Below are 13,227 nucleotides of genomic sequence, written 5' to 3'. Positions count from 1 at the left end.
TCACTTCAGGACCGGAGGCGCCGCCGAGGCCGACGTTCCCCACTCGGACGGCTCCGGACCGACCGTGAGACCGAGCGAGCGGATGCTCCGCAGGGTGCCCGTCGTCAGATAGGTGCGGCCGTACGACGAGCCGTCCACCCGGGCCGACTGGATGTACCGGTCGGTGTCCGAGGTGCCCGGCGCCGTCACCGTCAGGGCGCCCAGCGGGTAGTAGCGCCGGTCGAGCGTGAGGTCGACCCGCTCGAACACGGGCGTGGACAGCCCCCAGGTGTCGTAGCCCGGCTGCACAGGGAAGATCCCGATGGACGACAGGACGTTCCAGGCGGACATCGTGCCGAGGTCGTCGTTGCCAGTCATCCCGGTCGGCGCGTCCGTGAAGAGGGTCAGCGCCGCGTGCACGACATCGGTGGTCTTCCACGGCTGCCCCGTCGACAGGTAGGTGTACGGGGCGATCAGGTCGGGCTCGTTCTGCGGGTTGTACTTGTCCGCGTTGTAGTAGTCGTACGGGCCGTTGACCCAGACCTCGCGGGCGGTCTTCGCGGGGTCCTTCAGCAACTGCCCGTAGGCGAAGAACGAGTCGAGCCGGTCGTTCGCCGCCCGCTTGCCGCCGATCAGGTCCACCATGCCGGGCAGGTCCTGCGGCACGAGCCACTGGTACTGCCAGGACGTGCCCTCATGGAAACCCTCGCTCTGGGCCGGGTCCGCAGGTCCGGTGAAGGCTCCGGAGGCGTCCCGCGCCCGGAAGAAGCCGGTCGAACCGTCGTGGACCGCGCGGTAGTTCTGGGCCCGCGCCAGATAGCGCGCGGCGTCGTCGGCGTGGCCCAGATCCCGTGCCATCGCGCCGAGCACGGCGTCCGACAGGGCGTATTCCAGCGTCGCGGAGGCGCCGTGGTCGTAGTCCGAGTCGCCGGGCTTCGCGTGCGGGCGGCCCTTGACGTACGGCGCGAAACCGTTCGCGATGTACTCCCTGTTGGCCTCGCGGCCCACCGCCGGCGAGTCGGCGGGCGGCACACCGTCGGCGTTCTTCCTCAACGCGCTGTAGGCCCGCTCCTCGTACCCCTTGAGCAGGCCCTGCTGGTAGGCGTTGGTGAGGAACGGGGTGACCGGGTCGCCGGTCATGATGTTCGTCTCGACCGTGCCGTACCCCCACTTGGGCAGCCAGCCGCTCTCCTCGTCGATCCTGATGACGGAGATCGCCATGTCGCGCGCCTCGCGCGGCGCGAGCAGGGCCAGCAGCTGCGACTGGGTGCGGTAGGTGTCCCACAGCGACCAGTTCTGGTAGTACGTGAAGCCCTTGGCACGGTGGATCCGCTGGTCCCAGCCGGTGTAGCGGCCGTCGGCGTCGCTGCCGATGTTGGGCGCGAGGAAGGAACGGTAGAGCGACGAGTAGAACGTGCGGCGCAGGGTGTCGGAGCCGCCCTTCGCGCGTACGTCGTCGAGCCGGTCCTCCCACGCGCGGTGCGCGGCGCCGCGGACGGCGTCGAAGGAACGGCCGCCCTCGGAGCGGAGGTTGACGGCCGCGCCGCGGGCGTCGACGTACGAGAGCGCGGTGGTCGCCTCGACCGTACGGTCGTCGGTGGTGTCGAAGCGCACGAAGGCGCCGGTGCGTCCGGTGGTGTCGGCCGACTCCCTGGAGCCTTCGGTGACGGTGTCGCCGCTCCAGGTGCCCGAGGTGGTGAACGGCCGGTCGAACCGGGTGATCGTGTACACCGTGTACGGCTTGGTGGACTGGCAGAAGCCGCTGCCGGTGATCGCCGTGCGGACGGTCCGGTTGTCCAGGATCTCGACCTTCGTCGCGACCGTCCTGTGCAGCGACTGGCCCACGTTCAGCAGCACGTTGGCCTTGTCCGTGGCCGGGAAGGTGTAGCGCTGCACGCCGGTGCGCTCCGTGGCCGTCAGTTCGGCCTCGATCCCGGTCTTCAGACCGACCTTGTAGGAGCCGGGGTGCGCCTCCTCGGTGTCGTGGCTGAACTCGGCCTCGTACGTCGCGTAGTCCGTCCGCGTGACGTCCCCGGTGGTGGGCAGGACGGGCAGGTCGCCGCCGAGACCGCAGCCGACGCCCGAGAGGTGGACGAGGGAGAAGCCGCGGATGTGGTTCTGGGAGTGGTCGTACCCGGTGTTGTGGCCGGTGTCCGGCGAGAACTGCACCATGCCGAAGGGCACGGCGGCGCCGGGATAGGTGTTGCCCTCGTTCTCCGTTCCGATGAAGGGGTTGACCAGATCGGTGAGTTGGCCGTCGCGCGGCTCGGCGGCCTGTGCGGTGGGCAGGGCGAACAGCGCGGAGGCTGTCACCAGCCCGGCCGTGCACAGGCGCAGGCGCCGGGTCCATCTCATGCGGGAGACCTCCGGTGGGTGATCGACATCGTTGTCTCATGCATGGTCGGGTCGGGGGATCGGCTTTCCGGGCAACCGGCGAGGATCCCGCGGGACGCGTCGCGTCCGGGCACGGCGCGTCCGAGACCACCACGGCCGATGACATCGTTGTCAGAGCTGTACAACGTTGTCATCGCCAGCAGTTGGCATGACAACACGCACCCCGTCCCATGTCCAGGGACATGACAAACGGCCCCGGGTTTGCCTGGCTGGGAGCCCGGCGTCCGGGGCCGAGTCCAGCCCCGGAGCGCCGCGCGCGGTGAGCCCGGTGTCCACGGCCGTCGTCCGGGCACGGCGGCCAGGGCCCGCGGGTCGCCGCCCGAGGGGCGGCGGCCGGGGCCCGGGACGTCCGACGGCGGCTACGGCACGCGCTGGCCCTTGCCCAGCCCGATCACGCCGCCCTTGGAGACCGTGTAGAGGGCGGAGTCGCGCTCCGGATTGACGCCGATCGTCGCGCCCGGCGGCACCTCGACGTTCTTGTCGAGCACCGCGCCGCGCACCACGGCACCCCGGCCTATCTTGACGTTGTCGTGCAGGATCGAGCCCTGCACCACCGCTCCGGGATCGACGACCACGCCCGGCGACAGAACCGACCGCGTCACCTGCCCCCGGATCAGGCACCCCGCGCTGATGATGGACTCGCTCGCGATGCCCCCGGCGTTGAACCGCGCGGGCGAGAGCTGCCCGGAGCTGGTGTAGATGGGCCAGCCGCGGTTGAACAGGTTGAAGGCCGGGCGCTCGGCGATCAGGTCCATGTGGGCGTCGTAGTAGGCGTCGAGGGTGCCCACGTCACGCCAGTAGCCCTGGTCGCGGGTGGTCTCGCCGGGCACGTGGTTGTCGCTGAAGTCGTACAGCTGCGCCTCGCCCCGCTCGGTGAGCGCGGGCAGGATCGAACCGCCCATGTCGTGCACGGAGTTCTCGTCCTCGGCGTCCCGCTGAAGCGCCTCGATCAGTGCCTTGGTGGTGAAGATGTAGTTGCCCATCGAGGCGAAGACGCACTCCGGGTCGTCCGCGAGGCCCGGCGGGTCGGCGGGCTTCTCCAGGAAGCCCCGCACGGTCTGACCGTCGGAACCGGGGCTGATGACGCCGAAGGACGACGACTCCGTGCGCGGCACCCGTATCCCGGCCACCGTCACACCGGCGCCGCTCTCGATGTGCTGTTCGAGCATCTGCCGGGGGTCCATCCGGTAGACGTGGTCGGCGCCGAACACCGCGACGTACTCGGGCTGTTCGTCGTGGATCAGGTTGAGCGACTGGAGGATCGCGTCCGCGCTGCCCAGGTACCAGCGGGGGCCGAGTCGCTGCTGGGCCGGAACCGGCGTCACATAGTTGCCGAGCAGGCTCGACATCCGCCAGGTGGTGGTGATGTGCCGGTCCAGCGAATGCGACTTGTACTGCGTGAGCACGCAGATGCGCAGGATGTCGGCGTTGACGAGATTGGAGAGTACGAAGTCCACGAGGCGGTATGTGCCGCCGAAGGTCACCGCTGGTTTCGCCCGGTCCGCTGTGAGCGGCATCAGCCGCTTGCCCTCACCGCCCGCCAGTACGATTCCCAGCACCGAAGGTCCACCGCGCCGCATGCCGCCGCCCCTCTACACCCGGTAGGGCCAGGCCCGGCTGCCGGGCCCGCCCGTGTTTCCGAAGCTCGCCTGTCCGATGGTTACCCCGGTTTGAGGACTTCCTCGTACAACCGGACGGTCTTTCGGGCCACCGCGTCCCAGCCGAACTCCCCCACCGCGCGCCGCCGTCCGGCCTCGCCCATGCGGCGGGCCGTCTCGGGGTCGGCGAGTACGGAGTCCAGGGCCGCCGTCAGAGCGGCCTCGAAGTCGTCCTGAAGCGGCACGAGCAGGCCCGTCTCTCCGTCCTCGACCACCTCGGGGATGCCCCCGACGCGCGAGGCCACCACCGCCGTCCCGCAGGCCATCGCCTCCAGGTTGACGATGCCGAGCGGCTCGTACACCGAGGGACAGACGAACACGGCGGCGTGCGTGAGGAGTTGGATGACATCCGGACGGGGCAGCATCTGCGGGATCCAGTGCACGCCGTCGCGCACACCGCTCAGCTCCTGGTACAGCTCGCGGAACTCCCGGTCGATCTCCGGGGTGTCGGGGGCACCCGCGCACAGCACCACCTGCGCGGCCGGGTCGATGTCCCGTACCGCGCGCAGGAGATGGGGCACGCCCTTCTGCCGGGTGATACGGCCGACGAACAGGACGTACGGGCGACCGGTGTCCAAACCGATCCGCTCCAGGACGTCCGTGCCGTGGTCGGGCCGGTAGAGGGAGGTGTCGATGCCGTTGTGCACGACGCGCACCCTGGCCGGGTCCAGGGCCGGATAGCAGCCGAGAATGTCCTCGCGCATGGCGCCGGATACGGCGATCACGGCGTCCGCGGCCTCGATGGCGGTGCGCTCGGCCCAGCTGGACAGGGCGTAGCCGCCGCCGAGTTGCTCGGCCTTCCAGGGGCGCAGCGGTTCGAGGGAGTGGGCGGTCATCACATGCGGGATGCCGTGCAGGAGCTTCCCGAAGTGTCCCGCGAGGTTGGCGTACCAGGTGTGGGAGTGGACGAGTTCACGGCCTTCGAGGGCGGCGGCCATGGAGAGGTCCACGGAGAAGGTGCGCAGGGCGTCGTTGGCGCCGTCGAGTGTGGGCCAGGGCCGGTGGCGGACGACCCCGCCGGCGCCGCCCTCGCCCCAGCAGTGCACGTCGAGTTCGGTGAGAGCGCGCAACTCCCGCGCGAGGAACTCGACATGGACGCCCGCACCGCCGTACACGTCCGGCGGGTACTCCCTGGTCAGCAGTCCCACGCGCACACAGAACCCCCGTGATAGCCGGCTGGTGCCCTCATGGTCACTCAGTTGAAGCCGATACGGAAGACCACGCGGGAGGCCCCGCCGTCAGGTCCGGCCGGGCGCGGGCGGCGGCGGGCGGTCGAAGCAGCAGTCGCCGCAGACTCCGCCGCCGGGCACCCGGTAGTAGAGACAGCAGCTGCGACGGCGGAGCGTCCTGGGATCGAGGGTGCCGGCGAGGTCGGGGTGATCGAGGAGCCGCCCGGCCAGCGTCCTGGCCCGCTCGGCCACGTCCGGGCGCCCGTGGGCGAGCGCCCAGCGGTCCAACCCGCGCACGGCTCCGGCCAGGGCGGAGCCCGCGTTGCCCCACAGCAGGGCCGGTGAGACGCGGTGGCGCGAGCGCAGGGCGGCGCTCAGCGGGACGAGAAGTCCGTCGCGCACGACCGCGTCGAGATCGGTCACGGGCCGGGGGCGGACCTCGGCGAGCCACAGATCGTCCGGAACACCGGCGTCCGGGTCCCAGCGCAGCAGCTGCGGATCGAGGTCGGGCAGGCGGTCGCACAGCGCGGCGGCACCCAGCGCGATCGACCAGAACCGGGCCGCGAGACCCTGCTGCGCCACCGATGCCGCGACCCGCGACTCCGGCGCCCGGATACTCTGCGCGACCTTCTGGACGCGAAAAGTTATCGGATCCCCGTAAACCTCGGCGGGGCTCCCGGATCGCGGGTTCTCCCAGGCGCTCGCGAGGGTGGGCAGGGGGGCGCCCGGCGCTACGCCGGTGCGCAGTACGAAGAATCCGCCGAGCGCGTCGAGCGCCGTGAGTCCGGGGTCGAGGTCCACGAAGACCAGTAGTACCAAGCCCCCTAGGGGTTACCACCAGTGGATCGGTCCGTGGTGTCGCCCACCCTGGGGAGGACAAGGGGCGTTTCGTACTCCATCGGCAGTAGGACCCAATGACTGCTCAGGGACGACGACGAGAACTAAATCGCAGGGCATCGTTGTTTGCATGGAAGCCGACCGTTCGTCGCGCCGGGCAGCTGCCCCGCGCCGTACGCAGAGGAGGGACTTATGAGTGCCCTCGCTTTGTCCGTAGTGCTCTCGTTCGTCTCGGCCGTCGCGTATGCGGGCGGCGCGATCGTTCAGGAGCAGGTCGCGCTGACCTCTCCCGGCCAGACCTACGCACCGCTGCGCAGGCCCGGCTGGTGGGCTGCCGTGGCGTTGAACGGCCTCGGCGGGCTGCTGCACGTGGTCGCCCTCGCCTTCGGCCCGCTGAGTCTCGTGCAGCCACTCGGCGCGCTGACCATCGTCTTCGCGCTTCCGATGGCGGCCCTGTTCGTCGGCCGGAAGGCCGGAGCGACCGCCTGGCGCGGCGCGATCATGGCCACCGTCGGCCTGGCCGGCCTGCTGTCGCTGGTCGGCGCGTCCGACGCGCAGTCCCTGAGCAGTCCGCAGCGGCTGGCGCTGGCCGTCGTGGCGGGCGGCGCGGTCGCCGCCCTCATGGTGGCGGGGCGCGCGGCGCACCGGCACCCGGCCGTGCGCAGTGTGCTGCTGGCGGTCGCGGCGGGCATCGCCTTCAGCATGTCCTCCGTGTTCACCAAGACCGTCACGGTGGACTGGTCCCAGCACGTCTCGCTCGCCAACCTGTCGAGCCTCGCCGCCATCGGTGTCTTCGCGACGGCCGGCATGCTGCTCTCGCAGGCCTCGTACCGAGGCGCCGGCCTGGAGGCGCCGCTGGCCACCCTGACGGTCGTGAACCCCGTCGTGGCGGCCGCGGTCGGCATCACGATGTTCGGCGAGACCTTCCGCTACGGCACGACCGGCACCGCGCTCGCGCTGGGCTGCGGCGTCGTCGCGGCGGGCGGTCTGATCCTGCTCACCACCGACCGGATCGGAAGCGGTGGCCGGACGGCGACCGCTCCCACGGAGCTCGCGGACGTGCCGGAGACGGACGCCCGGGAGCCGGGCGACGCCCACCGGCCCGTCGACGAGCCTTCCACGGCAGCCGTCCCGGCCCTCTCGGCCCCCCGGCTCCCCGAGCCGCTGGTCCCGGTCGTCCCGGTCACCACCGACCTCGGCGCTCTCACGGTCACCGAGGCGACCGTGAGGAAGCTGCTGGCCGGACTGCCCCAGCCTGCCGAGGCGGGCGACGGCACGCTCGTACCGGCTCCGCCGCCGGGCGGCGAGAGCGCGTTCGTACAGGCTCCGGAGTCCCTTGCGGGCAGCGCCTTCGTGCCGGCTCCGCAGCGCGGTGCCGGGGGCGTGTTCGCACCGGCTCCGCTCAAGGCTCCCGCGCCGAAGGCGGAGGTCGCCGCCGCGCGGGCCCCGGAGGCCGCGGACGAGCTGCCCTTCCTGACCGCGATGCTCGGAGTGCCCTACGCACCGATGCCGTTCGTCAACCACCACCGCACCCGAGTCAAATCCTGACGCCGCCCGCCCGGAGGTAAGCCACCGGGTCGATGTCCGAACCGAAGCCGGGCCCCGTCCGCACCTCGAAGTGCAGATGCGGGCCCGTGCTGTTGCCCGTGGACCCGGAGCGGCCGATCCGCTGGCCGCCCACCACGCTCTGCCCGGCCTTCACGGAGATCGCGGAGAGGTGGGCGTACTGCGTGTAGCGGCCGTCGGCGTGCCGGATCACCACCTCGTAGCCGAACGATCCGCCCCAGCCGGAGCTGACCACATGACCGGCGGCGACCGCCTCGACGGAGGTGCCGGTCGGCACGGGGAAGTCGACGCCCGTGTGGTAGCCCTTCGACCAGGAGGAACCTGCGGCCCGGTAGGGCGTGCCGGTCGCCGCCCTCACCGGGGCGACGACCGAGTGCGTCGTCCCGGCCTTGTGCGGGGTGGTCCTGTGCGGGGACGACGTGCCGGCCGAGGTCTTCTTCGCCGGTGTCCTCGTGGGCGCCTTGGCGGGCGTCTTCGCGGGGGTCTTCGTCGGCGCCTCCCGCGCGGGCGCGGGCGCCTTGCCGCGCAGGTTCAGCCGCTGGCCCGGCAGGATCAGGTCCGGGTCGGAGCCGACGGTCGTGCGGTTCGCGGCGTACAGCCCCTGCCAGCCGCCCTCGACCTGCCGGGAGCCGGCAATGCCGGACAGTGTGTCGCCGTGCACGACGGTGTACATCTCCGCGGTCCCGGCCTGGGACTGCGGAGTGGTCTGCGGCTTCACGTCCCGCACCGAGCGCTGCTTCGCCGTCTTCGGCGCGGTCCCCGCCGGGCTGATGTCGGGGGCGGCGCCGCCTCTGGTCAGCCCGCCGCGGACCGAGCAGACCGGCCAGGCTCCGGGCCCCTGGCCCTTGAGCACCTTCTCGGCGATGGCGATCTGCTGGTCCTTCGTGGCCTGGTCCGCGCGCCGCGCGTAGGCCTTGCCGCCGTACGCCTCCCAGGTCGACTGGGTGAACTGCAGTCCGCCGTAATAGCCGTTGCCGGTGTTGATGCTCCAATTGCCGCTGGACTCGCAGGCGGCGACCTTGTTCCAGGTGCCGACATCGGCCGCGTCGGCGACTCCGGTGCCGACGAACGGAAGCGCGATCCCGGCGCCGCCCACCGTGACGGTGAGTGAGGCGCGGTTGATCCTGTTCGGCTGATACCGGCGGTGCCGACCGCGTACGGCCATGAGGGAGCCCCCCTAGACATGCGTCAGGAGCGGCAAAAGTAAGCGCTGGGAACAGGCCAGGACAAGGTGGCAACCGGTCGCTCCCAAAAGGCGGTTGACCGGTCCTCCGGCCTCCGTCGGCCCGAACGCGCTCCGCACGGTGGGTGACCGGGCCGCCGCGGAACCGGGGTGTGCCGCTCCGCCGCTCCGTGGCCTGTCGGCGTCGGTTTCCGGTGTCCGGCGAGGGGCGGGCGGAACGGCCGCCGGAACGGGCCGCGCGCGACCGGGGACCCGGTCAGGGGCGCCGGAAACCCCCGTCGTCGGCGGTCGGCGGCGTACGGCCTGGCCGAAATCCGCCCTCGCGGCGCCGGGGCGGTCTGCTGCGTGGACACCTCCGACGCGTCAGGATGGCCTGGGGCAATACTGGCGAACAGCACGGACGAGCACGACCGGCGGCACCGATATCGGGATGTTCCTCCCTGTCGGTCGCCGGACTTCTTACCGGACTTCATAGGAGCCATCCGAATGAGCACTTCAGCCCAGATCGGCGTCACGGGTCTCGCGGTCATGGGACGCAATCTCGCCCGCAACTTCGCGCGCAACGGCTACGCGGTCGCCGTGCACAACCGCACCGTGGCGAAGACGAACGCGCTGGTGGAGGAGTTCGGCCACGAGGGCACGTTCGTGGCGGCCGAGACCGCGAAGGAGTTCGTGGCGGCGCTGGAGCGGCCCCGGCGCCTGGTCATCATGGTGAAGGCGGGCGAGCCGACCGACGCGGTGATCCAGGAGTTCGCCCCGCTGCTGGAGCCCGGCGACATGATCATCGACGGTGGCAACGCGCATTTCGCGGACACCCGGCGCCGCGAGCGCGCGCTGCGCGAGCAGGGCATCCACTTCGTCGGCACGGGCGTCTCCGGCGGCGAGGAGGGCGCGCTGCACGGGCCGAGCATCATGCCGGGCGGCTCGGTCGAGTCGTACGCCTCGCTCGGCCCGATGCTGGAGAAGATCTCCGCGAAGGCCGCCGACGGGGCGCCGTGCGTCACGCACGTCGGTCCGGACGGCGCCGGGCACTTCGTGAAGATGGTCCACAACGGCATCGAGTACGCCGACATGCAGCTCATCGGCGAGGCCTACCAGTTGCTCCGTGACGTCGCCGGGTACTCCCCCGCGCAGATCGCGGACATCTTCCGCACGTGGAACACCGGCCGGCTCGACTCCTACCTGATCGAGATCACCGCCGAGGTGCTGTCGCACGTGGACGCGGCGACGGGCAGGCCGTTCGTGGACGTGGTCCAGGACCGGGCCGAGCAGAAGGGCACGGGCCGCTGGACCGTGCAGATCGCGCTGGACCTGGGTGTGCCGGTGTCGGGTATCGCCGAGGCGGTCTTCGCCCGCTCCCTGTCCGGGCACGCCGACCTGCGCGCCGCCTCGCGCGGCCTCGCCGGTCCGACGGCGCGGCAGCTCGACGCGTCCGAGGCTGCGGCCTTCGCGGACCGGGTGGAGCAGGCGCTGTACGCGTCGAAGATCGTCTCGTACACGCAGGGCTTCCACGAGATCATCGCGGGCAGCGACGAGTACGACTGGAACATCGACCTCGGGTCCGTCGCCTCGATCTGGCGCGGCGGCTGCATCATCCGGGCGGCCTTCCTCGACCGTATCCGCGCCGCCTACGACACCCGGCCGGACCTGCCGAGCCTGCTGTCGGACGAGACGTTCGCCCAGGAGATCGCGGCGGCCCAGGACGACTGGCGCGAGGTCCTCGTCGCGGCGACCCGCCAGGGCGTGCCCACCCCCGGCTTCTCGGCGGCCCTCGCCTACTACGACGCCCTGCGCGCCGAGCGCCTGCCGGCCGCCCTCACCCAGGGGCAGCGGGACTTCTTCGGGGCGCACACCTACCGCAGGACGGACCGTGAGGGGTCGTTCCACACGCTGTGGGGCGGCGACCGCTCGGAGGTCGAGGCGTAGGGCACCCGCCCGGATCACCCCGGCCCGGATCACCCCGGCCCGGATCAGCCTCGGTCCGGATCAGCCCCGGTCCGCGGTACCCGGCCCTGGCCCGGCACATCATGTCGCCGGGCCAGGACCGCACGACGCACCGCACCGCACCGCCGCCGAGGCCGGAACATCCGGCGGTTCGCGCCTGATGTCCTGTGCCGTTCAGGAGCGGGCCGACGCGCGGCGGGGCATCGGGGCGGTCCCGGCGGGGCGCGGGAGTATCGGTTTTTCCCCCCGCGCCCGGCCGGGAACCCGTCGAGGCCGGGCGCGGAGCCGTCTGTCAGGTCAGGGGCCCGGGCTGGGGCTGGGGTTCCGGTACCGGGTCGGGGCCCGGCGGTGTCGGGATCGGGGACGGGGACGGCACGGGTTCCGGACCGGGCACGGGGTTCGGCCCGGGGACGGGGTCGGGACCGCCCGGCCTCGGCCCGGGGGCGGGATCGGGGCCGCCGGGGTTCGGCGGCGTCGGGTCCGGGAAGGGACTCGGCCCCGGGGGCTCGGGACTCGGACCCGGGGTCGGTCCCGGCGGTACGGGGTCGGGGTACGGATGCGTCATGGTGGTCCTCCAGCCAGTCGGTACGTCGGCCCTGGACTTGTCCCACGCGTACCCGGCCCCGGCGCACCCACTCACCCCGTCGCGCGAGGGACGGCGACCAGGTGGGCCTACGCGGGATGCGACGCCCGGGCCACGAGTCGATCTCTGCCCGGGGCACCCGGACCATGCCGGCCTACCCGGGGTGAACTGTCGGGCGGCCGGTGGGCCTACTCGGTGTGGGCCGCGCCCACCGCGTCCGCCGCGGCGGCGAGACCCGGGCCGGGACTCGACAGCACCGGCACCGGGGTGGTGGTGAGCCGCTGGGCCGGAGCCATGGACGCCTGGGCGAGGACGATCACATCGGCGTCGGTGACCGCGTCGGCGGCGTCGGCGACCGCGCGGGCGCAGCCGTCCACGTCACCCGCGTCGAACAACGCCCACGCGTCCTCGACCAGTGCCGTACGGACGTCGACCGGGCGGCCCGCGCCGCGGGCCTCCTCCTCGATCAGGGCGACCGTCGGTTCCAGGGTGCTCGCCACCGTCGCGAGGACGACGACCCGCGGGCCCGCGGCCACCGCGGCGGCGGCCATCGGGCGGTCCACGCGCAGCACGGGCACCCCGGCGTCGGTCCGCTCCGCGACCGCGCCGATGGTCGAGCAGGTGCAGAGCACGACTCGCGCGCCGTCGGCGACCGCCCGGCCGAGCAGCGCCCGCACATCCTCGGCCACCGCTTCGGGCCCCTCGCGCCGGGCCCTGGCCAGCAGTTCCTCGTCGACCAAGTGCCGCAGTTCCAGGCCCTGGTGGGCCTCGTCCCGCAGCGCGTCGAAGACGGGGACGTGCGTCGGCGAGGTGTGCAGCAGCGCGAGCGGCCCGGACCGGGTCCGGTGCGGCGCCGCGGTCATCAGAAGCGTCCCGGATGCGCCTTGAGCCACTCCACGGCGGCGTTCAGCAGCGCCGGGTCGGCCGCCGGAGCCTCCTCGGGGTGCCGCTCCGCCCACTTCACGACGTAAGGGCAGAGCGGCGCGACCACGACGCCCTCGCGCGCGGCCATGACGTACAACTCGCGCGCGAGGGAGCCTGCGATGCCCTGGCCCTCGTGCTCGGGTTCCACGATGGTGTGCACGGGGACGAGGGCCCGCGCGGGCTCCTCCAGAACGAAGTACTCGATGTGTCCGACCACTTGGCCGTCGGCGAACGCCTCGAGGCGGCCGGCCGGCCTGTCGTCGCGGATCTCGATGTCGCTCATGGGCACTCCTCGGGTCCTTGGGTCCAGGGGTCCTGCGGGGCCGCCGCGACTCAGACGGTGACGGCCTGCGGGCTGCGCTGCTGGTCCGAGCCCGGTACCGGCTCGGACGGGTCGGCGCCGAGGGACACGATCCGGTTGTCGCGGTCCACGTGGACGACGTGCGGCCGCAGCGCCCGCGCCTCTTCGTCGGTGACCTGAGCGTAACTGATGATGATCACCAGATCACCGGGATGCACGAGATGGGCCGCCGCTCCGTTGATCCCGACGACACCCGACCCGCGCTCCCCCTCGATGACGTACGTCTCCAGGCGGGCGCCGTTGGTGATGTCGACGATGTGGACGAGCTCGCCGGGCAGCAGATCGGCGGCGTCGAGCAGGTCGGCGTCGATGGTGACGGATCCGACGTAGTGCAGGTCGGCCTGGGTGACCGTGGCACGGTGGATCTTGGACTTGAACATGGTACGAAGCACGGAGAATCTCCCGATCGGTCTGCTCCCTGCCTGCTTCGCAGGTCAAGGGCGGTCTCCGGAGATTACAACGATTCGCGTCCTCGGTCAGCTCCCCCAGGGCTTTCGGGATCCATGCCGGACGAGCGCGTACGCGGCCGGTGGGCCCTGAACAGCGGAGTCCGGGGCGCCGGGGGGCCGGGGCGCCCCCGGGCCCGGCGGGGGGCCGCAGCCGCGGGGCGGCGAAACCGGGGGGCCCGG

At 72.2% G+C, this 13,227-nt stretch carries 10 protein-coding genes; 2 read left to right on the top strand and 8 right to left on the bottom strand.

Going from position 1 to position 13,227, the window contains the following annotated elements; translation table 11 throughout:
* The 4 genes from ACFWBT_RS22255 to ACFWBT_RS22240 form a co-directional block, all read right to left on the bottom strand.
* Window positions 1-2,334, bottom strand: coding sequence for a GH92 family glycosyl hydrolase (locus tag ACFWBT_RS22255; protein ID WP_385702976.1), 2,334 nt, complete (start codon window positions 2,332-2,334; stop codon window positions 1-3).
* 398 nt (window positions 2,335-2,732) lie between these two features.
* Entirely contained in the window at window positions 2,733-3,953 is a 1,221-nt protein-coding gene (gene glgC, locus ACFWBT_RS22250) for a glucose-1-phosphate adenylyltransferase (RefSeq protein WP_385702973.1), read from the bottom strand.
* Between the two features lie 80 nt (window positions 3,954-4,033).
* Window positions 4,034-5,185 (bottom strand): glycogen synthase, encoded by a 1,152-nt coding sequence (gene glgA, locus ACFWBT_RS22245; RefSeq protein WP_385702971.1) that lies wholly within the window; start codon window positions 5,183-5,185, stop codon window positions 4,034-4,036.
* Window positions 5,186-5,269: 84 nt separating this feature from the next.
* Window positions 5,270-6,001, bottom strand: a complete 732-nt coding sequence (locus tag ACFWBT_RS22240; protein ID WP_385702968.1) for a (2Fe-2S)-binding protein — start codon at window positions 5,999-6,001, stop codon at window positions 5,270-5,272.
* 228 nt (window positions 6,002-6,229) lie between these two features.
* Between ACFWBT_RS22240 and ACFWBT_RS22235 the strand changes: the two genes are divergently transcribed.
* Entirely contained in the window at window positions 6,230-7,585 is a 1,356-nt protein-coding gene (locus ACFWBT_RS22235; protein WP_385702965.1) for a DMT family transporter, read from the top strand.
* Here ACFWBT_RS22235 and ACFWBT_RS22230 read toward each other — a convergent pair.
* On the bottom strand, window positions 7,575-8,768 hold the full coding sequence (locus ACFWBT_RS22230) for a transglycosylase family protein (RefSeq protein ID WP_385702963.1): 1,194 nt from the start codon (window positions 8,766-8,768) through the stop codon (window positions 7,575-7,577). The two genes, ACFWBT_RS22235 and ACFWBT_RS22230, sit on opposite strands and share 11 nt — an antisense overlap.
* Before the next feature lie 504 nt (window positions 8,769-9,272).
* Between ACFWBT_RS22230 and gndA the strand changes: the two genes are divergently transcribed.
* A complete protein-coding gene (gene gndA, locus ACFWBT_RS22225) occupies window positions 9,273-10,712 on the top strand; it encodes an NADP-dependent phosphogluconate dehydrogenase (RefSeq protein ID WP_385702960.1) in 1,440 nt (479 codons plus the stop codon).
* 789 nt (window positions 10,713-11,501) lie between these two features.
* Here the strand turns inward: gndA and ACFWBT_RS22220 are convergent.
* From ACFWBT_RS22220 to panD, 3 genes are read right to left on the bottom strand one after another with little or no spacing between them, the layout of a single operon-like run.
* Window positions 11,502-12,176: an aspartate/glutamate racemase family protein gene (locus tag ACFWBT_RS22220; RefSeq protein WP_385702958.1), complete on the bottom strand. Its 675-nt coding sequence runs from the start codon at window positions 12,174-12,176 to the stop codon at window positions 11,502-11,504.
* A complete protein-coding gene (locus ACFWBT_RS22215; RefSeq protein ID WP_385702955.1) occupies window positions 12,176-12,520 on the bottom strand; it encodes a GNAT family N-acetyltransferase in 345 nt (114 codons plus the stop codon). Before ACFWBT_RS22215 ends, ACFWBT_RS22220 begins: the two co-directional genes overlap by 1 nt.
* 50 nt (window positions 12,521-12,570) lie before the next feature.
* Window positions 12,571-12,990, bottom strand: a complete 420-nt coding sequence (gene panD / locus ACFWBT_RS22210) for an aspartate 1-decarboxylase (RefSeq protein WP_385702952.1) — start codon at window positions 12,988-12,990, stop codon at window positions 12,571-12,573.
* Between the last annotated feature and the right edge of the window lie 237 nt (window positions 12,991-13,227).

Source organism: Streptomyces sp. NPDC060027, assembly GCF_042737005.1.
In the GTDB taxonomy this organism is placed as follows: domain Bacteria; phylum Actinomycetota; class Actinomycetes; order Streptomycetales; family Streptomycetaceae; genus Streptomyces.
The sequence above is the reverse complement of the archived record's forward strand: the minus strand, read 5'-3'. Positions and strand labels throughout refer to the sequence as shown.

Coding starts and splice junctions, on each gene's coding strand:
- glgC (WP_385702973.1), bottom strand. CDS start 3,953: ATGCGGCGCGGTGGACCTTCGGTGCTGGGAATCGTACTGGCGGGCGGT.
- ACFWBT_RS22255 (WP_385702976.1), bottom strand. CDS start 2,334: ATGAGATGGACCCGGCGCCTGCGCCTGTGCACGGCCGGGCTGGTGACA.
- ACFWBT_RS22220 (WP_385702958.1), bottom strand. CDS start 12,176: ATGACCGCGGCGCCGCACCGGACCCGGTCCGGGCCGCTCGCGCTGCTG.
- ACFWBT_RS22235 (WP_385702965.1), top strand. CDS start 6,230: ATGAGTGCCCTCGCTTTGTCCGTAGTGCTCTCGTTCGTCTCGGCCGTC.
- ACFWBT_RS22230 (WP_385702963.1), bottom strand. CDS start 8,768: ATGGCCGTACGCGGTCGGCACCGCCGGTATCAGCCGAACAGGATCAAC.
- gndA (WP_385702960.1), top strand. CDS start 9,273: ATGAGCACTTCAGCCCAGATCGGCGTCACGGGTCTCGCGGTCATGGGA.
- ACFWBT_RS22215 (WP_385702955.1), bottom strand. CDS start 12,520: ATGAGCGACATCGAGATCCGCGACGACAGGCCGGCCGGCCGCCTCGAG.